Source organism: Marinoscillum sp. 108 (assembly GCF_902506655.1).
GTDB classification, from domain to species: Bacteria; Bacteroidota; Bacteroidia; order Cytophagales; family Cyclobacteriaceae; genus Marinoscillum; species Marinoscillum luteum.
On the sequence record NZ_LR734808.1, the window covers coordinates 254,400 to 278,932 of the forward strand.

The window sequence follows — 24,533 nt, forward strand, 5'->3', positions numbered from 1 at the left end:
GGCGATGATAACAGGTATCGGGTTGATTACCTAAACTTACCGTCAACGTTAACGAGTAATTAAAAAATCATGTTGAACAGTACTTTGAATTCTGCCATTTATATCCTCGGAGGAACCCTTTTGGTGATGGGCTGTCAGCCGGTAAAGGAAAAGAATACCACCAGTGATGCTGCGCTTTCCGACACAACTGCTTTGCCAGTAGGTATTTCTGAGCCATTGGTTACCGACCTTTATACCGCTGACCCTTCGGCGCATGTATTTGATGGCAAAATCTACATTTACCCATCGCACGATATCGAATCCGGAATTCCGGAAGACGACTTGGGAAGCCATTTTGATATGAAAGATTATCATGTGTACTCCATGGAGTCTGTGGATGGCCCTGTAATAGATAATGGTGTAGCGCTGGATATCAAGGATGTGCCCTGGGCTGGCAGGCAAATGTGGGCGCCGGATGCTGCCTCTAAGGATGGTAAGTATTATCTGTACTTTCCCGTGAAAGATAAGAATGATGTATTCGCGATTGGTGTTGCTGTGAGCGATACTCCTACAGGGCCATTTCAGGCAGAGCCTGCTCCAATTGAGGGTAGCTTTAGCATAGATCCTGCGGTATTTCAGGATGAAGATGGGACCTTTTACATGTACTTTGGAGGAATCTGGGGTGGTCAGCTTCAAAAATGGCGCACAGGCACTTACGATCCTGAGGGGGAACTTCCCGGCAAGGATGAGCCTGCGCTATTGCCAAAGATTGCCAGGCTGGCTGATGATATGAAGAGCTTTGCGGAAGCCCCACGGGATGTGCAAATTCTGGATGCAGAGGGAAATCTGTTTTTAGAAGGCAATAATGAGCAAAGGTTTTTTGAAGCTGCCTGGGTACACAAGTATAACGGTAAGTATTACTTTTCCTACTCCACCGGAGATACCCACAATATTGCATATGCCATTGGAGATAATCCCTATGGGCCGTTCACCTATCAGGGTTTGGTGCTCAAGCCTGTGCTGGGCTGGACTAACCACCATTCTATCGTGGAGTTTCAGGGTAAGTGGTACCTTTTTTATCATGACAGTAGCCTTTCAGGGGGCCGTACTTTCCTGAGAAGCATCAAAATGACCGAGCTTACTTACAATGAAGATGGTACCATCCAGACCATCGATGCCTACGTGCAGTGATGACATCAAGTGCTTTCCCTGAAGGATGGATCTCTTCGGGGAAGCGCTTTATTGAGGGTCAAATCATCTTCCGACCCAACCGCAGGAATATAGGGAAGGTGATCTTTTGCTCTGTTCCCCAGAGAGGCTCAATGGCCTTGTCCAGATCATCTACCGGATCAGATCCATTTTGATCAATGAATTTTTTCACTGCAGACCAGGTTCTGAGGTAGCCCAGAAAATGGGCTCTTGACCAGGTGAATACACACTCGAAGGCTGGTGTGGCTATTTCTTTGAATGGAAATGGAATGGTCTGGTACTTTTCGTCGAGGTATTTCCGCTCCGGATCCCAGTAAGGTCCAATCACTTCATAGTAGAACTGGCGAATGATCGGGTCAATATCCGGAGAAACGGAGTGTAAGCCATACCCAATTACGGCAATGATACCGTTGGTTTTTAAAGTCCTGTTCGCCTCCAGATAGAAACGATCAAAGTCAAACCAGTGAATGGCCTGGCCTATGGTGATCAGGTCAAAATGCTGATCGGGAAAGGTCGTTTGCTCTGCAGGCTGGACGGAGTAGTGAATATTTGGGTGCGGGTATGCTTCGGACAGCTGAGCAGCGCTGATGTCGGTAGCTTGTACTTCCTTAAAGTGCCCCGTCAGGTGTCGGGCCACCTGACCATTGCCGGTTGCACAATCCCATGCACAGTTATGATGTGTCGCCTGAGTGCTGATGAATTCATACAGACTATCAGGATAAGTCGGACGAAACATCGCATAGCGATCTGAACCGGATGAAAAAAGGTCTTTCATCAGGAGGGGGTAGGAAGGCCACACTGAGCGAAGATATCCTGAATTTCCGGCTCAATAGGAAGGGAGCGAAGCGGAGGGATATTTGATCCACCCGTGTTGCCTACGGGGATTTTACCAACAAAAGATTTGACTCCACCTATCAGCAGGCGTGGAATCTGCCCGATGACCTCTTTGGTGCTTTTGATCTGGATACCAAATAACAGCATTTTCCAGTGAACCAGACTATGTGCATAGGGATAGGCCTGCCCAATGACATGAGCCCTTTCGAGGTGTCTCCAGGCACTCTGAAGGTTATTCATCTGGTGTTGCTGGCGATAAGCCTCGAGTTCCGCGGCAAAATAGGGCCTCAACGGCGTGGGCATGGACGTATTAAAGATCATTTCGGAGCGCTGTTAAGTTCAATGGAATTTCCAATTAAAAATAACAAAGCTCCGTTAGAATCCTCCATAAAGTGAAGTTGGAATTATCTCTTTTTCCCGCCCCCTTTTCGGCCGCCGCCTCCACGTCCACCACCGCCCCGGTAAGGTTTTGGGCTATAGGATGGTCCTTCGCCAATGTGCGGCGGGATTTTGGCCTTAGGCACAGGTTTGCCCAATAGCTGTTCGATGGATTGGAATTTGGACTGCTCTTTTTCATTCACAAAAGTGAATGCTGCACCCGTGGATGCAGCCCTGGCTGTCCGTCCTATGCGGTGGATGTAGTCCTCACCGTCGTTGGGCACGTCATAGTTGATCACTATGTCTATGTCCTCTACATCGATACCCCTTGAAAGGATGTCCGTGGCGACCAGTATTTTGAGTTTTCGGCTTTTGAACTGGTTGAGTACCTGCTCACGGGATTTCTGCTCCAGGTCCGAGTGGATTTCCTCCACTGAAAGGTTGGCTTTTTTGAGTTCTTTGGTGAGTCTCTTGGTGTTGTCTTTGGTAGAGCAAAATACGATTACACTTCTGAGCCAGTCTGGTTTTAAGATATGCTTGACCAATTCTATTTTCTGACCATCGTACACGATGAATGCCGCCTGCACAATCTTCTCATTGGGCTTCGAGATGGCAATGCTTATTTCTTCAGGGTCTTTGAGGATATTTTTGGCCAGCTGTCTGATCTTCGTAGGCATGGTAGCAGAAAACAGCAGGGTCTGCCTTTCTTTAGGCAGGTAACCAATGATCTTGGTGATGTCCTCGTTGAACCCCATATCCAGCATCCGGTCGGCCTCATCCAGGATGAGGTAGTCCAGCTGTGATACCTTCACATAGTTCATGTTCAGGTGCGCAATCAGCCTTCCCGGTGTACCAATGATGATATCGGCACCCTCCGAAAGTGCTTTCTTTTCCCGATCAAAAGACTGACCGTCACCACCACCATACACAGCGAGTGAACTCACAGAAGTGTAGTAGGAGAGTCCTTCCAGTTGCTGATCTATCTGCACGGCAAGCTCACGCGTAGGAACGATCACGAGTGCTTTGATGTGCCCATCGTCTTTGGCCTCTGTAAGGATCTTGTGAATGATGGGCAGGAGGAAGGCAGCGGTTTTTCCGGTCCCGGTCTGCGCCGCGGCAATGAGGTCTTTTCCTTCTAATATTTTGGGGATGGTAGCCTCCTGAACAGGAGTGGTGTTTTCAAATCCAATGGCCTCAATTCCTTCGAGGAGTTTTGGATCCAGATTTAATTCTGAAAATTTCAAAATGATGTATTATTTAATTATTCGACGAAGATAAAGCAATTAAATGGTATTAACAGACTCCTGTTTGGCTGCATTTCCATTGGTTGTTTCACAGTGGGTGACTGATGTATATGAAATGGCATCTAAGCGACCCTGACCCAGATTGTGATGATGAATGTGAAGTTTATTTCCTACCCGATTGATGTGGTGATGTAGTATTGATGTGGTGATAAAATTTTAATAAACAAGCTCACATTTTTCGAGGGGTTGGTGTCGGCTACCATCACCGATATGGCCGGGCGCCAATTGATTCATCAGGCTTCTTTTGAGCATTCGATAGATATAAGTCAGCTATCGGGGGGCATATATCTTTTGGAGCTGAAGTCGAATGGCTTTTGGATGAAACAAAAATTTATGAAGTAGCAATCTTTACTATTACCAAATAAAAAGGGGTTGAAAAATGGAGGATTACCTCATTTTTCAACCCCTCTTTTTTTTTACTGAATTTTTAGAGTCCTAATACCTCTACACCCTGTTCAAAAACAATGTCCACGGGAATGTCCTGAGCTTCCAGTTTGGAAAGGTCGGCCTGCAACGCAGCACCGATGGTTCCTTTTTCTTTCACAAGGGCATCTACTCCTGCATAGTCTCCATTACCCTGCAGGGTAAGAATAAGCTCAGAGAGTGCGTCCATGGCTTCTTTCATTTTGGCGAAATCCACACGATAGGTGCCGTCTTCATTTTGAGCGAATGCACCATATTCATTGAAAAAATTGAAACGGATCATGTTGGCTTTGCCATGAGCACTGGCCGCTCCAAATCTCACCGAACGGAAAATCCCGGCCATGAAAGTGGTGTAGTAATCTTCTATCTGTCCTTCCAACTCGCCTTTCTCGTGAAGTTGGGTGATCATGTAAAGGCCGAGTATATCTGCTTTACCCTCTTCCAGTGCTGATCCGTGCTCCTGCAAGGCAGCGCGCACTGTACCTTTTCCATTGATGGTGTTTTTGATGCCCAGCCCGTGTGCCACTTCATGAAACATGGTGTTGGCAAAGAAGGCATCGAACGTGATGTATTGCTGCTGGTCTGGTGTGATCAACACTTTAGAAATGGGTAGCAGGATCTCGTCGAATTTGGCACGCATGGCGTTTTTGAGTTGGAGTCTTCTGGAGCCTTTGGCTAGTTGTACCTGCTCATCGTTGGGGAGGTTGATAGCGATGGTCTTAGAGCCGGAGTTACAGTCACCGGCGTAGTAGACCACATCATAGGCGTTGAGGTCGGCATCACTACCTGGTTCTTCAGCTTTGTATGCATCCGGTACCGGAAGTCCGCGCTGAAGCTCCGGCAGAAAAGCCGCATATTTTGAGAGTCGGTCGCTCCATGTCCTGTCTTTGATGAGTACGTAAGCCTCGTGTGCAGCTTTATAATTGTACAGGGCATCCTCATAGTTTTCGATGGGGCCAATCACTATGTCAATGCCGTTTGTTTTCATGTCCATCCAGGCCATATCAGACGGCTGATAGTCATCAGTAAGCAACGCTTCTGCCCGGTGTTTGAGGTAGGCCTTAAGGCCGGAATCCTCTGCCAGGTCAGCACATTCCAGCAGCAGAGCAGACACTCGCTGTACTTCCTCGCTAAACATTTCGTAGTACGGAATGGCAATGAGTTGCCCGTTTTCATCTCTTCTGATAAAGGTGTAAAGGCTGGCTTTGCCTTCCAGGTCTGCGGCTTCAAACTCCTCTTTGGTCATGTCAGTAGGGTAGAAGTTGGCTCCCGGAGGTTTGGTGCCCACCCCGTCGATGAATGGCTTGTTGTTGTCCAGTCGATCCCAGGGGCCGTAGTTGATCTTTACATAAGCTCTAGTGGCTTCATCCTCAATGGTGCTGAGGAGAGAATCCTTCTGACCATAGGCTTCATACCAAAAGAGGCCATCCATGATCTGGGCCGCTTCTATCAGCTTGGGGATCATCTTTTTTTCCTTTTCGCTCAGCGCTGTGAGGTCAGCCGTGAGCCGGACTTTCTTATAGTCCTCTAGTTTAGCTTTCATGATTTCATTGGGTGCTTCGTCGGTGCTTTGCGCTTGTTTTTGGGGTCCACAGCCGAATAGGCTGATCACCAAGGCAACGACTAAAAATCGGGATACTTGTTTCATATTTCTTCCAGGTTGTTTATCTGAAATGGAAAGTTATAAAACCTTGATCAAATGAAGAGTGATAAAGGTCTGGCAGGTGTTTCGAAGATGGTACGACAGGAGAGCTATTCCAGCATCATTACTAAGTGTTAGCATCGATCAAACCTAATCGGCATACAACCTGAAGAAGTGTTCTGTATCCCTGATGTCTTGCAGCCCCAAAATCCAACAGACCTCAGAGAGGTCAGAGAAGTCCAATCCACCAGCAGCAACTGCCTCATTATTGTATCTCCCATCCTTTCCGTTGTATTGATTTGACAAGTCTGTGGAAAGCTGCCATATTTTAAACAGGTTAGGATCTTTGATTTCTTCCTTCCAGCTGGTAAACTCAGGATCACGAAATCCGGGTGTGCCATTACCTACAGCATTACCATCTGGTATTTTCTGATAATGAGCGTTTTCCTTGACAAATTGAAGACGCTCTGGACTGGTGGAGTTTTCATTCCAATCGCTATGCTGAACCACATGGATACGCTGTGCTGTCTTTATTTGAGGTAAATCCTTTTGAATGGCTTTGATAAGTAGCGCGGTGAAATCCGATTGACCTGCCTCTGCAATCCATATATCGCCCTGCCGATTGAGTGTTGCTTGCACGATGAGCTTCACTTTTTCTACTGCAGCTTCACTTTTATTGTGCGCGTCTGTCCAATTGTTTCCAAAAGCCAGCTGAAATAAGTCATTTGGTGGGACATACAACCCCTCCTGAATACCATATGTGCCAGCAATGGCATGATAATTTAAGGTGGAGTAATTGCTGTCTGTCAGTAAAGTGGCAAGGGCCGCCACCGTGTGGAGGTCATCTACATCCGTTTTACAATCAAATTGAACTAAAAGCAGGTCATTTTTTGGATTGAATTCTCCCGACTGTGAGTTCTTTTGACCAAAGCTGGTTGTGAAGGACAAAAATGTGGCCGCTAATGTCAGGAATATGGGTGTTTTTGAATTCATTTTTTCGTGCAAGTTTTGAGATAACCTCTCTAGGTTTTTCTGGATTTGGCTCCTGATACAAGTAGGCGCCAAGATAATCCCCAAAATAGGGGAATAAACATAGAAGTCAAACTTCATTGAAATTTCCTGTGAAGATATTTGTAGGTAGGGTTATCAGTTCTTTTGATGGCGTCATCCAGCCAGAGGTTTGGGTTTATGAACTTTTCTCTTCTGCACCCACAACAGCCCAACTACTCCCGCTTGGGCCACCCAAAATAGAGGCTCAGTAAGCCAAGCGGTAAAAAAAGGACCACCAGGTAACGAGCATGATTGACGAGCGCAAAGTTAGCCGGATCGGCAGGGTCGTAGTAGAGGCGGGCATGGTCTGCATCGCGGCCTTCGGTGATCGTGTTTTCCACATCCACTTCTACATGGTAGACAGTGCCTAGCGAGTCGGTATAGTCCATGAGGTAATAATTAATGGGCGTGGCGGTGGTATCCAGCCGGTATCCAGTGATGACCGCTTCTGTCTCCACCCAATAAAGCTGTTGATAAATATAGCTGGCGGGTAGGTAGTAGCCCAACCAGACTAGTCCCAGACCCGGCACCAGAAACCAAAGCTGATACAGATGAAATTGCCTCATGTGATGAATTTAGATTAACCTGAGTGAATTAGCAATAGGTTCATTTCTGAGATGGGTCTTTTCTCAGAAATCGGTCAGTCTTATGAATCTCATTTCGAAAATGATTACCGGGATCTTGAGCCGCCATTCCTGGGTAGTGTGATCTCATCTGCTTTGTCTTACCCTTCGACGGAGCTCAGGCTGACAAAGCAACAGTTCCTCCGAAACAACTGATTTTATCATCAGCCATTCCGGATTTGCGAAAAATACCCCAAAGAGGGTAGACCTTTCTTTTGTAACTTTTGTTACCATCCTCGGGTGGTGGGTTTGCGTATCTTTATCGATCAGTCAAAGAAGTCATAAGCATCAATGGAATCAATTATTACAGAAATACGAAACGGCTATGCGGGTTATGCCGGCTACCTTTGGCAAGAAATCACACACCCCACCTGGCACAATTACTTCTACTGGTTGCTGGGAGTGTCTGCATTTTTCTTTGCACTGGAACTCTTGAAGCCCTGGCGTGTAGATCAGGCAAAGTTTCGGAAGGATTTCTGGTTGGACTTCTTCTACATGTTTTTCAATTTCTTTCTGTTTTCCCTCATCATCTACAATGCCGCCTCCAATGTGGTGGTACACCTCTTCAATGACCTGCTGGGACTGCTGGGTATTACCAATCTGGTGGCTTTTGAAGTGATGAGTTGGCCGATATGGGCCCATCTGTTGCTCGGCTTTGTGGTACGCGATTTTGTGCAGTGGTGGATCCACCGTTTGCTGCATGCGAGCCCAAGGCTGTGGGAGTTTCACAAGGTGCACCATAGTGTGGCTGAGATGGGTTTTGCTGCCCACCTGCGATATCACTGGATGGAAAACGTGGTGTATCGCACCATTGAGTACATCCCGTTGGCACTTATCGGGATTGGTTTACGCGATTTTTTTATCATCCACATTTTCACCCTGGCCGTAGGTCATTTCAACCATTCCAATTTCAAACTGAACCTCGGACCTTTGAAGTATATTTTCAATAATCCACAGATGCACATCTGGCACCATGCTTACCACCTGCCTGCAGAACGTCGATTAGGCGTTAATTTTGGATTGACGCTGAGTGTTTGGGATTATCTCTTTGGTACCGACTACATTCCCCACGATGGGCGCGATATCCAGCTGGGCTTTCCTGGTGTGGAGGAGTTTCCTGCCGACTTTATAGGGCAAAATACCCATGGGTTTTCTGGTAAAGTGACCAGTCCGGGCGATAAAAAGCCTGACTGATCCCCGGCAGATTTTTTACCTTTAGGGAAACACTAAAGACAATGGAAAACGAACTGATTCCGAAGGAGGCCTACGCCGAAATAGAGCAAATGATCACCAGTGCTGAGAGCGTGGTGGGTATAGATGCTAAAAAGACCCATATCATCATCATACACAAGCTGATGGAAATAGAAAAGCGGTTGAAAGCCCTCGAGAATAAATAAGTGAAATCACAATGAGCAACGAGACAGAAGATCTGGTACATCAGATTCTTGGCAGATCAGAGATAGAGCCTCAATTGGCCGAAGAGATTTTATCGATAGGACGATTGAAGAAAGTGAAGGCAGGTGGGGTGGTCATAGGCCCTGATAGTACAGGCAATGAAATGCCCATCGTACTGGAAGGTTTGCTGAAGGTAATGCGTCAGGACCAGACGGGAGGCGAAGTTTTTCTCTACTTCCTGGAGGGTGGGGAGACCTGCGCCATGTCCATTACCTGCTGTATAGAAGGCAAAAAGAAGGCCTTTCATGTGGTGGCAGAGGAGGATTCTGTGCTTTGGATGATCCCTATGACGTACATAGACAGCTGGGTGGTGAAGTACAAGTCATTCAGGAAGTTTGTCTTCGATGCATATCAAACCCGTTTCGATGAGATGCTGAACACCATCGACAGTGTGGTCTTTCTGAAAATGGATCAAAGACTTTATAAATACCTACTTGACAAGAAACAGGCTTCAGGAACCTTTGTGATCAACAAGACCCATGAGCAAATCGCCAATGAACTGAATACTTCCCGGGTGGTGGTCTCGCGGCTCCTGAAGCAGCTGGAGCGTGAAGGGAAGATAGAGCAATACCGGAACCGTATAGAAATCATGTAACTTGGAGTGTGACAATTGTTACACCGGAGGGTTAGGGAGTTTGATACTTTTGGGGCTTCAAAAAGGTAAGCAATGAAATTGATACACCAGATACTGCCCATCACGAGCTGGCTGCCTCAGTATAAAAAGACTCAGCTGAATGGCGACTTGTTTGCCGGTCTCACGGTTGGGATTATGCTGATTCCTCAGGGGATGGCTTATGCGCTGATTGCGGGACTGCCCCCTGTTTATGGCTTGTATGCCTCCATCGTTCCTCAGCTCATCTATGCTCTATTTGGTACTTCGCGGCAGCTTTCCGTGGCTCCTGTGGCCATGGACTCACTGCTGGTAGCGGCCGGGGTATCAGTGCTGGCCACGGAGGGTACTGATGCCTACATTGGGTTTGCCATTCTTTTGGCGTTTTTTATGGGGGCCTTCCAGTTATTGCTGGGTGTACTGCGCCTGGGATTCATCACCAACCTTCTTTCAAAGCCAGTGATCAGTGGGTTTACCTCCGCTGCGGCGCTCATCATCGGCCTCAATCAGTTGAAATACCTCATGGGGGTAGATCTGGTGAAAAGTAATAAGGTACATGAAATCCTCTGGGATGCTGTGCAAAGTATCAACCAGACACATTTGATGACGCTGGCCATAGGGATTGTGGGGATTGTCATCATCAAAGGAGTGAAGCGGATTCATTCCAGTATTCCCGGAGCCTTGATTGCGGTGATATTCGGTACGGCCTTGGTCTATTTTATGCAGCTGGAGTCTGCCGGTGTGAGCATAGTAAAAACCATACCCGATGGTTTGCCCTCCTTCAAACTACCAGACCTCTCTTTGGGTCAGCTGGGTGAACTCATTCCGCTGGCACTCACCATCTCCGTGGTAGCCTTTATGGAGGCCTTTTCTGTGGCCAAAGCCATAGAAGCCAAAAAACGAAATTACAAAGTACAGCCCAATCAGGAACTGGTGGCGCTGGGGGCGGCTAACTTAATAGGGTCGCTGTTTCAGTCTTTTCCGGTGACTGGTGGTTTTTCCCGATCGGCAGTCAACTACCAGTCCGGGGCACATACACCACTTTCGTCTGTGATCAGTGCAGTAGTGGTTTCGCTCACCCTCATCTTTCTCACGCCACTGTTTTATTTCCTGCCCAAAGCCATTCTTGCTTCGGTGATTATGGTGGCGGTAGCCGGATTGATCGATTGGACCTATGCCCGGCGACTGTGGAAAGACAGTCGGGTAGAATTTGCCCTCCTGATTGCTACCTTTTTGATCACCCTCAATTTTAGTATGGTGCCTGGCATCGTCAGCGGTATCGTATTGTCTATCCTGGTGCTTTTGTACAGGTCGGCATATCCGCATATCGCCAGACTGGGCAGGGTGCGGGGACATCACGAGTTTAGAAATATCAAACGATTCAAGGACCTGGAGCAGTGGGAGCACGTCCTCATTTTGCGCCTGGATGCGCCGCTTACTTTCATCAATATTCAGTATTTTAAGGAGTATATTGAGAATGCCGTAGACGATGCCCAGGGTCGGATAGAAACGCTTATATTAGATGCTGGCCCGCTCAGCTATCTGGACGCCACGGCCACCAGCGGGCTGAAGGATTTGTTGGACTTTTTGCATGAAAAAAAGATAGAGTTTCTGATTTGTGACCTGATTGGCCCAGTGAGGGATACTATGAAAAGGACAGGCTTGAATGAGGTTCTACATAAGGAAAATGTGTTTTTTGATCTGAACGAGGCAGTGAAATTTGCCACTACCCACAAGCAGGGGGACTACAAAGATTATGCGCTGCAGTCGGACTTAAAAGACTAAGACATGAAGGAACGGGAAATGATACTCAGAGATCACCTGGTCCTGGATCGAACCAAGCTGGCCAATCAACGGACGTTATTGGCTTTCGTTAGGACCAGTCTTTATCTGGTGGTATCGGGGATTGCCGTGATCAAGGTTGATTTTTTGGACAAAATCCGCTTTTTGGGCTTTATCCTTGTAGGGATTAGCCTGATTGTCTTGATTCTGGGAGTTTGGAACTATTTCTATTTCAGGAAAAAGATGATGAATCAATATCATCAGGATTGAGTTGTATACAGAGCTACTTTGGGTGTGTAACCATTGTTACATCAGGATCGTGGGGTAGTTCGTAAGTTTGTAAAAGAATTCGCATTAAAACCTAAAAATAACAATGAAGGTAGAACAGATTTATACAGGATGCCTTGCTCAGGGAGCTTATTATATTGAAAGTAATGGAGAAGCGGCGATCATCGATCCGTTGAGAGAGTCAGAGCCTTATATCCTGAAAGCCGAGAAGGAAGGAGCTAAGATCAAATATATTTTTGAGACCCACTTTCATGCTGACTTTGTGTCGGGACATGTGGATCTGGCTGCTAAGACCGGTGCCACTATTGTATATGGTCCCAATGCCAAAACGGAGTATGACATTCACGAAGCAACTGACGGTGAGCTGTTTCGGATTGGAAAAATCAAGATAAAAGTATTGCACACTCCAGGACATACCATGGAGAGCACCACCTATCTACTGATAGATGAGGCCGGGAAGGAACATGCTATTTTCAGTGGAGATACACTTTTCATTGGCGATGTGGGACGGCCCGATCTGGCTCAGAAAGGCACACTCACTCAAGATGACCTGGCTGGTTATTTATATGATAGCCTACGAACCAAGATCATGACCTTACCCGATGAGGTGATTGTGTACCCGGCACATGGAGCAGGCTCGGCCTGTGGCAAAAACATGAGCAAGGAAACCACCGACCTGCTGGGCAACCAGAAGAAAACCAATTATGCACTCAGGGCGGATATGACCAAAGAGGAATTTATCAAAGAAGTGACAGATGGTTTGCTGCCGCCACCACAGTACTTTGCGCAAAACGTGGCCATGAATAAATCTGGTGCCAAAGGAATGGATGAGATCCTTGAAAAAGGAAATGTGCCATTGGATGTAGAGACGTTTGAGGCAGTAGCTAATCACGAAGGAGCTTTGGTTTTGGATACCCGCTCTCCCGGAGAGTTTGCTGCTGACCATGTACCCAACTCCATCTTTATTGGTATTGATGGCAGTTTTGCGCCGTGGGTAGGAGCGTTGATCCCTGATTTGGAACAACCCATTGTATTCATAGCGCCTGAAGGCCGTGAGGAGGAGATCGTAACACGACTTTCCAGAGTTGGGTATGATAATACCCTGGGCTATCTGAGCGGAGGAATGGCAGCATGGAAAGCTGCTGGAAAAGATACCGAGCAGGTCACTACTATCCCTGCACATCAATTCGCAAGTGCTTATAAGGAAGGTGGCCTGAATGTCATGGATGTGCGAAAGCCATCAGAATTTGAAGCTGAGCATGTGGAAGATGCGATGAACTTGCCACTGGATTTTATCAGTGAAAACATGGATCAGGTGGACAAGAAGAAGCAATACCACATTCATTGTGCGGGAGGTTATCGATCTATGATTGCAGCTTCGATATTGAAATCCCGGGGATTTGACAATATTGTGGATGTGGCCGGAGGCTTCAAGGCCATCTCCGAAACGGATATACCTACTACCAATTATGTATGTCCTTCTACTTTGAAGTGATTGATTGTTCTAATAGATAGTTTGATTGAAGAGGTGCTGATTGTTAAAGTCAGCACCTTTTTGTTTTTCTATGAAGAAGGGTTTAAGAGAAAGCCAACAGTTCATCAGAGGAGACAACTCCCGAACTTAAAATAATAGACTAATAACTCAGCTCATCCATTTTTACTTTTCCCCGGAAGGTCCAAAAAACGAAGGTCGTGTAGGCCACCACCAAAGGTGTGCCTATGGCCGCTATGATCAGAAGGGTTCCCAGTGATTTTTCGGAAGCACTGGCATTATGAATGGTCAGACTGTTGGCAGGATTCTCATTGGAAAGAATAATCACAGGAAATAGCTCAATGGCTACCACAATGAGCAGTGTAGCAATGGAGATGCAGGAAAAGGCGAATGCATTGCCGTAGCGTTTTTTGCTAATCAGTCTCGGAATATTGGCAATACTCAGGAAGGCAATCAAGGGCACGATGAATAGTACTGGTTCGCCTTTGAACCGATCGGAAAGATGGGGAAAGTAGATGAGGGTATAGAGAGTAGTGATACCGAAGCTCACCAGAAAGAAAATAATAGCCTGCTTTACATGCAGGGTCATTTTGATAAATTGTTTGCCTTCCGTCTTCATGATGAGGTAGATCGCTCCATGCATCATGAAGAGGGCCAGGGTGCAGATGCCCACCATTACTGCGTAAGGGTTAAAAAAAGCAATCCAGTCGCCATCAAATTCCAGATCGGGACCTATTGGCATTCCCTGAAGCACATTGCCCAATACCACACCCAGGAGCACGGCCAGCATGATGCTGGAAAAACTGTAAGCACCGTCCCACATATTTTGCCACCATTTCATGGGCTCTTTGCTTCGAAACTCTATGGAAATGGCCCTGAAAATAATCAGTACCAAAAAGAGCATAAATGGAATGTACATGGCAGAAAGCAGGGTGGCATAAACGATCGGGAATCCGGCAAACAAGGCACCTCCACCAATCACCAGCCACACTTCGTTGCCATCCCATACCGGGCCGATGGCATTGAGCGCTGTTCTTCGGCTCTTGTCATCCTTAAAAAAGAGATGCCAGGCACCGGCGCCCAGGTCAAAGCCATCCAGAATGGCATATCCTGAGAAAACAGCTCCTACTACCAGAAACCACCACGTTGTATATTCTATGCCTATGAAAGTTGCCATAATGTGTGATTTTAAGATTGAATCGCATCTACAATTTCGCGCTGATGCGGCCGCTGATCGATCATTTCTCCATCCTGAGGGCCATGTTGAATCTTTTTATTGAGCAGGTAGATGAAAAGCGCAAAGAGCAGTGAATAGACCAATGAGAACAGCACCAGTGAAAAGATCACCTGGTTAGCCGTGACCACCTTCGAGAGCGCATCGGATGTACGAAGCAGACCATAGACTACCCACGGTTGACGTCCCATCTCAGCAGCAAACCAGCCCGCCTGATTGGCTATTTGAGGCAGGAGCACGGCCACCACAAAGGCTTTGAGCACCCATCGGTGATCGAATAATTTTCCACGCCACCAAAGAAAGCAACCCAGCAGGGAAAGCCCGATGAGCGCCATTCCGATCCCCACCATCAGGTGATAAAACTGAAACACGGCATTGATTTGTCCAGGTCTTTCATCTTCAGGAAAAGCATTTATCCCCTTTACTTTGGCATTGAAATCCTGGTGAATCAAAAATGAAAGGCCATTGGGGATTTTGATTCCCGAAACCTCCTGTTTCTCCTTATCCACCCACCCGAGGAGGTACATATCCGCGGCAGCCAGACTATCAAAGTGGCCCTCCATGGCGGCCAATTTCACAGGTTGATTCACGGCCACTCCATCTGCAGACCTGTGCCCGGTGAAAAGCTGTGACAAGGAGGCGACAACCCCCACTACAAGTGCAATTTTGAACGCTTTTTTGGACACTTCTATGTGTCTGTTTTTTAGAAGATAGTAGGCATGTACGCTCATGACCAGAAATGCCCCAGCCAAAAATGAACCGATCCATACGTGAGATAGCCGGTCTACACTGGATGGATTGAAGACCATGGCCCAAAAATCGGTGATCTCAGCTCTGGCTTCCATGCCTTCGCCTACGATGTGGTACCCTCCCGGCGTCTGCTGCCACGAGTTGGCCACCACGATCCATACTGCCGAAAACATTGACCCAAGCCATACGCCAAGTGTGGCTGTGAAGTGAACGACTGGACTTACCCTGTTCCATCCGAACAAGAGAATACCGAGAAATCCGCTTTCGAGCGCAAAAGCAAAGATGCCTTCAGCGGCCAGTGCGCTGCCAAAAATATCGCCCACATAGCGTGAGTAGGTAGCCCAGTTAGTGCCAAACTCAAACTCCATGACGATACCTGTGGCTACTCCAATGCCAAAGGTAAGTGCGAAGATCTTGGTCCAAAACCTGGCCAGTTGTTCATAAGCGGGATCCTTAGTGCGGAGGTAGAGGCCTTCCATGATGACCATGATCAGCCCGAGCCCGATGCTCACCGGGGGGTAGATGTAGTGAAAGGAAATGGTAAGCGCAAACTGAATGCGGGAGAGAATTTCTACATCCATTTTTTTGATTCAAAGGTAGCGACCAGCGAGATAAACCTCTATGGAAAGACCTTGAAATATTGAGGAGGTCAATGTGTTTACCATGAGGGTAAATCTCGGTGCCTATGTAACAAATGTTACCCTTGGGGGCAGCTGGTTAAGATAGTTTTGTGGGAATTTGAGTGATTGAAAATAGAATTTTATGAAAGAAATATTGGATTTCGTTAGTCAACCCTGGCCCTGGTATGTGGCCGGTCCTCTGATAGCGCTGGTTATGTTTACGTTGATCATTTTCGGAAACAACTTTGGGATTTCAGCCAACCTGAGAACAGTTTGCTCCATTGTGGGTGCAGGGAAGAACTGCGAATTTTTCGACTTTAACTGGAAAAGTCAGTTGTGGAATTTGGTTTTTGCTTTTGGGTTGGTGCTTGGCGGGCTGATCACACATCAGTATCTCACTACTCCGGATGAGGTTACCCTCTCCGCTGCCACACTTGCTGACCTGGCTGAGCTGGGTATAGAGGCACCCCGCGATCAACTGGTGCCCTTGAGTATTTTTAGCTGGGAGTCGCTGGCTACAGTGAGGGGTTTTATTATTCTGGTGGTTGGTGGATTCCTGATCGGCTTTGGTACCAGGTATGCAGGTGGCTGTACTTCGGGGCATGCCATTAGCGGCCTCAGCGATCTGCAACTTCCGTCTTTGATCGCTGTGGTAGGGTTTTTCATCGGAGGGCTTTTTATGACCTACCTGGTTCTCCCTTATCTATTCACTTTATAATCGTAGAAAATGAAAATATTCAGATACATCATAGTAGGCATCGTCTTTGGGATCACCCTGGCCAAATCAGAGGTAATCTCCTGGTACAGGATTTATGAGATGTTTAAATTCCAGTCATTTCACATGTATGGAGTGATTGGCTCAGCGGTTATTTTAGGAATTATCTCTGTCCAGATGATGAAGCGGTTCAACATCAAAACCATTGATGGATTGCCCATAGTAATCAACCCCAAGCAGATGAGTGTTTCCCGATATCTTTTTGGGGGCATCATATTTGGGTTGGGTTGGGCCATGACAGGAGCCTGCCCCGGGCCTATGTTTATTCTGTTGGGCAATGGAGTAGGCGTCATTCTGGTGGTCATCGCTTCTGCGCTTCTGGGCACTTACACGTATGGTTTGGTGAGAAATAAGTTGCCTCACTAATGAAATAAAGAGCCGAAAGAAATACTTTCGGCCCTTATTGAGGAGGAAAACTTGATTGATAACCATCCTTCACTTGGCAGAACACCGCTTAAAATGTTCGTGCCAGATGATTCAAGATTCGAGATCCAAACTTGGGGACAGAATCTGTATTTATTCTGGAGGAATGAGTGACGGTGAGATGATTTCTCCTTTTTTAAAGAAAAATGATCGATGGGCTGCGTTTAATCCTTATTAACACATTACCTTTTTTTAAAATAACCATACAACAATGAAAAATTTAACGATAACCCTAACAGCCCCGGGAAACATCAAATTGGCGTTTTATTTGGGCACCACCCTGTTATTGATCGCCTTACTAAGCTCCTGTCAGAGCTCTGCTCAAAGCCCTGAGTATCGGACAGTAACCAATGAAGAACTTGTGACACTGCTAAAAGATGAGAGTGTACAGCTTTTGGATGTGCGTACGCCAGAGGAGGTTGCTCAGGGAGTGATTGCTGGTGCAGGCCATATTGATATCTACGATCCTGAGTTTGACAACAAACTAAGCCAACTGGATAGGACCAGGCCCGTAGCGGTCTATTGTGCGGCAGGTGGCAGAAGCGCCAAAGCCAGTATGAAACTCAAGGAATCGGGGTTTCAAAAAATATATGACCTAAAAGGTGGCTACAGGGGCTGGCAGCAAGCAGGTTTTCCTGTTTCCCAATAGCTTGGGACAGGCAGCCTGTATCAGTCATGCGGAAATTTCTTTTCGATCACCCTAAAAAAGGGTATTGGGTTAACTTATTGATTGCTAGAAGTTTAACTTTTATAAGATTTTATAGAATTAAACTTATTTAATTAACTTCAAGGCTGATTTCCAGACAAACAGATACAATATGATGAAGTTTCGGCTTTGCCTGATAACTATAGGTCTTTTCTTCTCTGTAAGCTCCATGGCCCAGCGGTTTGGTCAGTCTCAGGATGTAATAGAAGTAGGCGAGTCTATGGAGGAATACATCAAGGAAAACCATGTAGATGACATTGAAGATATTGTCCATAAGTTCACTGAATCAAGGGTCTTTTTGAAGTATTTGCTCGAGCAAGGGCATCACATCAATTCTGATTCGGTAAAGCTTCGGCGTAAGGATATCAGTATCGGGCATGACATTGATGTCTTTGTGAAGCACTTTTCTGATCATCAGAATTTCACTATGCTCATGGTGCCTGTGGATATTTATCCATTGATGATTTATGATACCTTGCTATTTTCTGTATTGGAAGTGAGCGATACCTGGCTCAAAGAGAAGTACTATTACCACGATATATCCGATGATTCCGTAAAAGCCAGTTTGTTAGCTACAGAAAATCATGACCTGCTAACCAAACATATGTATGAGCAGGTGATGGCAGAGCGAAAGCAGTCCAGTGCAGAGGTGGAAGTGAAACTTCATGAAAGCTATATCTCTACCAATAGCATTCTGCTCAATACGCACGAACTAGACAAAGAGGAACGGGAAAAAATTATGAAATCATGGGGTCTTTTCAAAAGACTGCTCACCCATAACCTGGAACTCAGCGTGGAGATGAATATTTATATTTTTGGTCATGATGACATGAGCATCATCCATTATACAGATCGCGGTTCCACAGAGTACAGGATTACCCCAAGCAACGTTTTCACACGCCATCATTTTGAAGAAGAATAAATCATAGAGCCATGGGGTGTGTCACAGGAAAAAGACAATACGACACCCAAAGTCAGGCTGAAGAAGCACTGATAGAAACGCGCGGCAGATTCGTTTTTAGAGAAGGGAGCGGGCCAATAGACGTATATCAATGCGATGATTGTGGATATTGGCACTTTACCTCCAAAGGAACAGTGAGCGACTTGCTGAAAAAAGCAGATACCAAAAAGCAGATCAGCGATCAGCAAGAAGCTCAGTTTTGGGAAAGAAAATTCAGATCACGTTAGTCTTCGTCAGACTCCACCTCAGACAATGGCTTCAGGTTGGAAGGGATCTTCTCTTCGTCCGGATCGTATGGGTATACTTCCAATATGTTTGTTAAGGTGATAGAAGGAATGTCATAGGGGACCAGCATTGAGTTTAGGTGATCTTCAATACGCTCATACGCTTGCTTCACATGATCTGCGCTCACCAGCAGGTAGGTGTTGATTTTCACCTCTTTGTCGCTATCTCCATCTACAGTGGCATAGACTACTTTGCTTTTGAACCATTTTTCAGAGTCCTCATGATGAATCACTTCGGCTATGTTGGTTTTCGTGATTTGTGTCACTGTGAATTCTCCTGAAATATCCCGTTCGCATATTTCGTACATACGACTTTCGGCATCAGTATAGGAAACTGCATCCATCAGATAAGCATCAGTTACCTGCTTGAGCATTCCATCATCCAATTCCTTATTGTGTTTCACTTTACACGAATACCAGATCTTCATTTCTTTTGAGGTTATTTTTTAAATAGGGCTGCAAATATATGCCGATGATCAGGATCAGAAAACCTAATCCGCGATCAATTGGAATTCTTTTTTCACAGACTAAATCCAATAGGAAAATTTCATAAAGCAACCATAGGTTAACCCTATATAAATTGGGCAAGACCTTTTTTAAAAGGTAAATTTGAGACTTCAGAAAACCCCAAATAACCCCAATTATGACCCCAAAACACCCCAAAATCCTCTGGAGTCCATCCGATAGCTTAAAAGCTGATAGTAATCTGGCTGCTTATATGAGCTGGCTACATGATGAGCGTGGATTAACCTTTTCAAACTACGATGCACTTTGGGAGTGGTCAGTGTCGGATACACGCGCGTTTTGGCAATCGATCTATGAGTATTTTAAGGTGATCAGTCACCATCCTTACACAGCGGTACACTCGGATGACCTCATGCCAGATACCCGATGGTTTGATGGAGCCACCTTGAACTATGCCGAGCATATTTTTAGAAATCAAAATGAGCAGCATCCGGCCATCATTTTCAGAGCCGAGGGTCGGAATACGGTGGAGATTTCATGGAGAGAACTGCGTGATCAGGTGGCAGCAATGGCTTCATTCCTTAAGGCAAGGGGCGTGGAGAAAGGTGATCGGGTAGTGGCTTTTTTGCCTAATTGCCCGGAGGCAACAGTTGGCTTTTTAGCGGCTTGTTCCCTGGGGGTAATTTGGTCCAGCTGTTCACCGGACTTTGGTCCTAGCAGCGTGGTGGATCGGTTTCAGCAGATTACTCCGAAAGTACTGATTACCGTGGACGGCTACCGGTATGGCGGGAAGGAGTTTGATAAGAGCGCCGTGGTCCGCGAAATTGTAGACAGGTTACCCACCCTCGAAACCATTGTTGAGATTCCGTACCTGCAAAATGAAAAATTATTAACAAAGTCTGTCTCCTGGGCTGAGGTGGTGCGCACGCCGTTTGAAGGACTTGATTTCACTCCTGTGGACTTTTCTGATCCTATTTGGGTGCTTTATTCCTCGGGAACCACTGGCCAGCCCAAGGCGATTACTCATTCTCATGGGGGCACCTTGCTGGAGCACCTGAAGTATGTGAGTTTTCACAATGATGTGAAGCCTGGTGAGCGTTATTTCTGGTTTACCACCACAGGTTGGATGATGTGGAATTTTGTGCAGGCTACGCTGCTTGTAGGGGCCACCATCGTAATTTACGATGGAAGTCCGGGATTCCCTGATCTTGGTGTGTTGTGGCAGATGGCGCAAGATCATCAGATTCAGCATTTTGGTACCAGCGCACCCTATATTGTGGCCTGTATGAAAGCTGGTCTTGCTCCGGGGAGGGATTTTGACCTGAAAACCCTTCGCTCAATTAGCAGCACGGGATCTCCACTGCCTCCCGAGGGTTTCGATTGGGTCTACGAAGCGGTAAAGAAGGATTTGTGGCTCTGTTCGATGAGCGGAGGCACGGATGTTTGCTCTGCTTTTGTGGGAGGGTGTCCGCTTGAGCCTGTGTACGAAGGTGAGATACAGCGTCGGGCATTGGGATGCGCGATGTATGCTTTTGATGACGAAGGCAAGCCCTTGGTGGGAGAGGTTGGCGAAATGGTAGTTACCAGCCCCATGCCTTCTATGCCTATTTACTTCTGGAATGATCCAGACAAGGTGCGCTATCGCGAAAGCTACTTCGAAATGTTTCCTGGTATTTGGCGACATGGGGATTGGCTGTCTATCACAGAGCGCAATACCCTGGTAATTCACGGAAGATCCGATGCCACACTCAACAGGCACGGCGTACGTATTGGTACCGCAGAGATTTATCAGTCAGTGAGCAAGATTGAAACAATCGTGGATAGCCTGGTTGTCAATCTGGAGTTGGATGGAGGCAGGCATTTCATGCCCTTGTTTGTGGTGCTGAAAGAGGGACAAGCGCTGGATGATCAATTGATCAAACAGATCGGCCATCAACTAAAAACGGATTTCTCACCCAGACACATTCCTGACACAGTGGTTTTGGTGCGAGACCTGCCGTATACCATCAGTGGTAAAAAAATGGAGGCACCAGTCAAGAAGATACTTATGGGTAAACCGGTGGAGAAGGCGGCCAACCTTGGGGCCATGCGCAACCCGGAATCATTGGATTTCTTTGTGACTTACGCAAAGCAAGTTCCGGTCTGATTCAGCACGCACCTATTGGGGTCGCAAGGGTCCTTACATCGAAAATGTCCTGGAGATAAGGAAGCTGTCACCTAGTTTACTTATTTTGGTGTAAATCTCCAGCCAGATGATGAAATACCGTTATTATTTATGCTTTTTGCTGCTGTCTTTTTTGACACTTACAAGCACCTTTTCTCAGGAAAGAGAGCAGGATAGTCTGAGGCACCTGCTCCATCAACTAGACGAAACCGAACCAGAGAAACTAATAGAAGCTCATAATGCCCTGGCCTGGAGTTACAGAGATATCAGGCCGGATTCAGCACTCTATCATGCCAACAGTGCACTGAAGCTGGCTCGAAGAAATGGGTATGTGGATCAGGAGATACAGTCCATCAACTACGTGGGCGTGGCGTACCGAAACTTAAGTAACTTTTCAAAGGCCTTTGAGAAATACCTGGAGGCGCTCAAACTGTCGGAAGAGGCCGGGAATGGCGAGCAGCGGGGCTATTCACTGATTAATTTGGGTAATCTTTACCTGTATCAAACCAACTTTCATGGAGCCATTAAGTACTTCATTCAGGCACTTGACCAGGCTCAGAGTCTGGCAGATAAGCGTATGGTGGCTTATTGTTTTCTGAATCTCGGCAGGTCTTATAAAGGGATAGCGGAGTATGGACAGGCTGAGCTCTATTTTAAGCAGGCCATTGAAATCAGAAAGGAGCAGGGAGACCTTTATGGACAACTGGCGTCAGAGATAGACTTGGCTGAGGTTTATTTGCTGCAAGGCGACCTGCGCAAGTCTGAGCAGTATCATCTGAGCCTCATCCAGCGACTGGAGGAAATGGACAATCCACGGATGCTAGCAGTGGTCTATAATAACATTGCCAAGATTTATCTCTCGAGAAATGAATTAAAAAAAGCAGAAGGGTATGCTTACAAAGCTATTGAGAGTACACGAGATATCAACTCCAGGTTTGAAGAGAAGAATGTTTGGGAGAACCTCAGTAAGATTTATGCCAATGGGGATAATTTTGAAAGAGCCTTTGAAAGTCATGTGAAATATGCTGAGCTCAATCAGCAGCTGTTCAGTGAAGAGAATATTCGAAAGATCGAACAACTCAAGGGACAGTATGAAATGGAGCAGCAGGAGGTAGAAAATGAGTTTTTACGAAAACAAAGCGAACTCAACGAACAGGTGATCCGTACCCAGCGCATCATGATCACTGTTTCGGTGATCGGTATACTCTTATTTCTCACCATGACCATCATTTCCGTAAGGGGATACCTGGTGAAAAAGAAACTATCCAACGAAATCAGTAAGCAGCGGGACGAGATTAGCCGTGACAAGGAGCTCATACAGCAGCAATCAGATAAACTAATGGAACTGGACAAGGCTAAGTCACGATTTTTCGCGAACGTATCCCATGACTTACGCTCACCATTGAGTTTGATCATTGGCAACCTGGAGATGCTGCGTGAAGACGAGGATGTCGTACTCAGCTCCAGAGCCATCAAAAATCTTGAAACAGGCTATAAAAACTGTAAGAGACTTCTCTACCTCACCGATGAGATCAATGACCTGACCAAGCTGGAGGAGGGTAAAATCAACCTGAAAAAAGAAGTGGTTCGGTTTGGCTCCTACCTGGAGATGTTGGCGGAAATGTTTGTGGGGACAGCCGAGTACAAAGGCGTAAAGCTCACCTGTAAGAACAATATTCGAAAGGAAGAAACAGTCTTCATTGACCCACGACAGTTCGAGAAAATATTTTATAACCTGGTCTCCAATGCAGTGAGACATACTTCACGTGGAGATAAGATTACCATTGAGACCTTTATGGAGCAGGACAACATCCTGCTTCACATCACCGATACCGGTGAGGGGATCGCTCAGGAGAGTTTGCCTTATGTTTTTGATCGGTTTTATCAGTCAAAAAATAACGAATACAGGAGTAGGGAAGGGCTGGGGATAGGTCTCGCACTTGTGAAAGAGCTGGTAGAGTTACATAATGGTAAAATCACTGTGGAGAGCACCCTTGGGCTGGGTACGTCCTTCAAGTTGAGTTTCCCCAAAGTGGTATCAGAGTCTGAGCACCTTACGGTTCCACATACATTTACTTACGTGTCTGAGCGCAAGCACCTCTATGACGATCTGGATAGAGAAGAACGAGCCGGAGCCAGTGTGCCCAAGACCGAGGAAATGGAAACCATACTTATTGTGGATGACCACCCGGAAATCAGGTACCACATCAGGCAAATTCTTGAAGACGATTACCACATCATAGAGGCAGCCCATGGTATAGAGGCACTTGAACTGCTCAAACATAATGAAGTGGATCTGATGATCTCAGACCTGATGATGCCCTGGATGGATGGCTTTGAGTTGATAGAGTCCATTAAATCCAACCCTGAGCTAAGCAAAATACCCATTCTGGTAGTCTCTGCGCGTATTTCGGACTCCGATCAGGAGAAGGTGCTCTATCAGGGCATTAATGATTACCTGCAGAAACCTTTTCAAAAGAAGGAGTTAATGCTCAGAATTGGTAATCTGTTGCAACAGAAGAAGAATTATGAGGACTCAGAAGGGGATGTTTTTGGCAGACTGGCCGACAAGCAAAACCTGGACACTGTAGAAAAAGATATCCTGTCTCGGCTGGAGCAGATCGTAATGGAGAAAATTGATGACGAGAACCTATCGGTCTACGACCTGGCAGATGCCATGGCTGCAAGTGAGCGTCAGGTGTACCGACTGGTGAAGAAGATTACAGGTCTTACGCCTTTCGAATATGTCTCAGAGGTAAGGCTTAAATACGCTGAATATTTGATCAGGAAGGGAAAAGTGAAGAATGCCTCCGAAGCAGCGAGAAGCATTGGACTGAAGAACGTAACCGCCTTTGGCAAGCAGTATGAGAAAAAATTTGGAGTAAAGCCTTCAGAAGCTATTAAAGGCTAGTCTTCAGTTTGAAGACTGGCCTGAATAAGCGATTTCGGTAAGTTGTGCCTGATAAAATGAGTCAAAATAACTGTTTCGCATGCTTGGATTCCCTACGAATACATCATCATTTTGAAAAAACTCATTGGTTTTTTTGCTATTAAGAAGCTTGTTTAATCCTCTGGAAATTTT

24 protein-coding genes are annotated in these 24,533 nt (G+C 46.3%); 15 read left to right on the forward strand and 9 right to left on the reverse strand.

Annotation, left to right across the window (positions count from 1 at the left end; genetic code table 11):
- The first annotated feature begins 69 nt into the window (after positions 1-69).
- A complete protein-coding gene (locus GV030_RS00990; protein WP_159578900.1) occupies positions 70-1,170 on the forward strand; it encodes a glycoside hydrolase family 43 protein in 1,101 nt (366 codons plus the stop codon).
- Positions 1,171-1,228: 58 nt separating this feature from the next.
- On the opposite strand, the gene GV030_RS00995 is transcribed toward GV030_RS00990, so the two are convergent.
- From GV030_RS00995 to GV030_RS01005, 3 genes are all read right to left on the reverse strand, one after another.
- Positions 1,229-1,963, reverse strand: a complete 735-nt coding sequence (locus GV030_RS00995) for a class I SAM-dependent methyltransferase (protein ID WP_159578902.1) — start codon at positions 1,961-1,963, stop codon at positions 1,229-1,231.
- Positions 1,963-2,343: a DUF3703 domain-containing protein gene (locus tag GV030_RS01000; RefSeq protein WP_159578904.1), complete on the reverse strand. Its 381-nt coding sequence runs from the start codon at positions 2,341-2,343 to the stop codon at positions 1,963-1,965. The genes GV030_RS00995 and GV030_RS01000 overlap by 1 nt, the downstream gene beginning before the upstream one ends.
- 83 nt (positions 2,344-2,426) lie before the next feature.
- Positions 2,427-3,644 carry a DEAD/DEAH box helicase gene (locus tag GV030_RS01005; protein WP_159578906.1) on the reverse strand — a complete coding sequence of 406 codons (1,218 nt, stop codon included), beginning with the start codon at positions 3,642-3,644 and terminating at the stop codon, positions 2,427-2,429.
- A 249-nt stretch (positions 3,645-3,893) separates the two neighbouring features.
- Between GV030_RS01005 and GV030_RS21660 the strand changes: the two genes are divergently transcribed.
- Positions 3,894-4,046 carry a T9SS type A sorting domain-containing protein gene (locus GV030_RS21660; protein ID WP_159578908.1) on the forward strand — a complete coding sequence of 51 codons (153 nt, stop codon included), beginning with the start codon at positions 3,894-3,896 and terminating at the stop codon, positions 4,044-4,046.
- A gap of 85 nt (positions 4,047-4,131) precedes the next feature.
- Here GV030_RS21660 and GV030_RS01015 read toward each other — a convergent pair whose 3' ends face one another.
- The 3 genes from GV030_RS01015 to GV030_RS01025 form a co-directional block, all read right to left on the reverse strand.
- Positions 4,132-5,775, reverse strand: coding sequence for a Zn-dependent hydrolase (locus GV030_RS01015; RefSeq protein WP_159578910.1), 1,644 nt, complete (start codon positions 5,773-5,775; stop codon positions 4,132-4,134).
- Between the two features lie 144 nt (positions 5,776-5,919).
- Positions 5,920-6,762 (reverse strand): hypothetical protein, encoded by an 843-nt coding sequence (locus tag GV030_RS01020; RefSeq protein ID WP_159578912.1) that lies wholly within the window; start codon positions 6,760-6,762, stop codon positions 5,920-5,922.
- Positions 6,763-6,992: 230 nt separating this feature from the next.
- On the reverse strand, positions 6,993-7,385 hold the full coding sequence (locus tag GV030_RS01025) for a DUF3592 domain-containing protein (RefSeq protein ID WP_159578914.1): 393 nt from the start codon (positions 7,383-7,385) through the stop codon (positions 6,993-6,995).
- Between the two features lie 348 nt (positions 7,386-7,733).
- On the opposite strand from GV030_RS01025, the gene GV030_RS01030 reads away from it, so the two are divergent.
- The 6 genes from GV030_RS01030 to GV030_RS01055 all read left to right on the forward strand — a co-directional run bounded on the left by GV030_RS01030 (position 7,734) and on the right by GV030_RS01055 (position 13,072).
- On the forward strand, positions 7,734-8,636 hold the full coding sequence (locus GV030_RS01030; RefSeq protein ID WP_159578928.1) for a sterol desaturase family protein: 903 nt from the start codon (positions 7,734-7,736) through the stop codon (positions 8,634-8,636).
- A gap of 41 nt (positions 8,637-8,677) precedes the next feature.
- Entirely contained in the window at positions 8,678-8,839 is a 162-nt protein-coding gene (locus GV030_RS01035) for a hypothetical protein (protein WP_159578930.1), read from the forward strand.
- A gap of 11 nt (positions 8,840-8,850) precedes the next feature.
- Complete coding sequence (locus GV030_RS01040) at positions 8,851-9,492, forward strand: Crp/Fnr family transcriptional regulator (protein ID WP_159578933.1); 642 nt, start codon at positions 8,851-8,853, stop codon at positions 9,490-9,492.
- 72 nt (positions 9,493-9,564) lie between these two features.
- Positions 9,565-11,292, forward strand: coding sequence for a SulP family inorganic anion transporter (locus tag GV030_RS01045; RefSeq protein WP_255465028.1), 1,728 nt, complete (start codon positions 9,565-9,567; stop codon positions 11,290-11,292).
- Positions 11,293-11,295: 3 nt separating this feature from the next.
- Positions 11,296-11,559 carry a DUF202 domain-containing protein gene (locus GV030_RS01050; RefSeq protein ID WP_159578935.1) on the forward strand — a complete coding sequence of 88 codons (264 nt, stop codon included), beginning with the start codon at positions 11,296-11,298 and terminating at the stop codon, positions 11,557-11,559.
- A 103-nt stretch (positions 11,560-11,662) separates the two neighbouring features.
- Positions 11,663-13,072: a rhodanese-like domain-containing protein gene (locus tag GV030_RS01055; RefSeq protein ID WP_159578938.1), complete on the forward strand. Its 1,410-nt coding sequence runs from the start codon at positions 11,663-11,665 to the stop codon at positions 13,070-13,072.
- Positions 13,073-13,211: 139 nt separating this feature from the next.
- Here GV030_RS01055 and cydB read toward each other — a convergent pair whose 3' ends face one another.
- Together cydB and GV030_RS01065 are read right to left on the reverse strand one after the other, a co-directional pair.
- Positions 13,212-14,246: a cytochrome d ubiquinol oxidase subunit II gene (gene cydB / locus GV030_RS01060; protein WP_159578940.1), complete on the reverse strand. Its 1,035-nt coding sequence runs from the start codon at positions 14,244-14,246 to the stop codon at positions 13,212-13,214.
- Between the two features lie 11 nt (positions 14,247-14,257).
- A complete protein-coding gene (locus GV030_RS01065; RefSeq protein ID WP_159578942.1) occupies positions 14,258-15,634 on the reverse strand; it encodes a cytochrome ubiquinol oxidase subunit I in 1,377 nt (458 codons plus the stop codon).
- Between the two features lie 181 nt (positions 15,635-15,815).
- Between GV030_RS01065 and GV030_RS01070 the strand changes: the two genes are divergently transcribed.
- The 5 genes from GV030_RS01070 (at position 15,816) to GV030_RS01090 (ending at position 18,765) form a co-directional block, all read left to right on the forward strand.
- Entirely contained in the window at positions 15,816-16,391 is a 576-nt protein-coding gene (locus tag GV030_RS01070; protein ID WP_159578943.1) for a YeeE/YedE family protein, read from the forward strand.
- Between the two features lie 9 nt (positions 16,392-16,400).
- Positions 16,401-16,814, forward strand: coding sequence for a DUF6691 family protein (locus GV030_RS01075; protein ID WP_159578944.1), 414 nt, complete (start codon positions 16,401-16,403; stop codon positions 16,812-16,814).
- 268 nt (positions 16,815-17,082) lie between these two features.
- Entirely contained in the window at positions 17,083-17,520 is a 438-nt protein-coding gene (locus GV030_RS01080) for a rhodanese-like domain-containing protein (RefSeq protein WP_159578946.1), read from the forward strand.
- 169 nt (positions 17,521-17,689) lie between these two features.
- Entirely contained in the window at positions 17,690-18,499 is an 810-nt protein-coding gene (locus tag GV030_RS01085) for a hypothetical protein (protein ID WP_159578948.1), read from the forward strand.
- Between the two features lie 11 nt (positions 18,500-18,510).
- Positions 18,511-18,765: a hypothetical protein gene (locus GV030_RS01090; RefSeq protein ID WP_159578949.1), complete on the forward strand. Its 255-nt coding sequence runs from the start codon at positions 18,511-18,513 to the stop codon at positions 18,763-18,765.
- On the opposite strand, the gene GV030_RS01095 is transcribed toward GV030_RS01090, so the two are convergent.
- Positions 18,762-19,250, reverse strand: coding sequence for a DUF4494 domain-containing protein (locus GV030_RS01095; protein WP_159578951.1), 489 nt, complete (start codon positions 19,248-19,250; stop codon positions 18,762-18,764). The two genes, GV030_RS01090 and GV030_RS01095, sit on opposite strands and share 4 nt — an antisense overlap.
- 215 nt (positions 19,251-19,465) lie before the next feature.
- On the opposite strand from GV030_RS01095, the gene GV030_RS01100 reads away from it, so the two are divergent.
- Together GV030_RS01100 and GV030_RS01105 are read left to right on the forward strand one after the other, a co-directional pair.
- On the forward strand, positions 19,466-21,433 hold the full coding sequence (locus GV030_RS01100) for an acetoacetate--CoA ligase (protein ID WP_159578952.1): 1,968 nt from the start codon (positions 19,466-19,468) through the stop codon (positions 21,431-21,433).
- Positions 21,434-21,539: 106 nt separating this feature from the next.
- Positions 21,540-24,362 carry a response regulator gene (locus GV030_RS01105; protein ID WP_159578955.1) on the forward strand — a complete coding sequence of 941 codons (2,823 nt, stop codon included), beginning with the start codon at positions 21,540-21,542 and terminating at the stop codon, positions 24,360-24,362.
- Positions 24,363-24,533 lie beyond the last annotated feature (171 nt).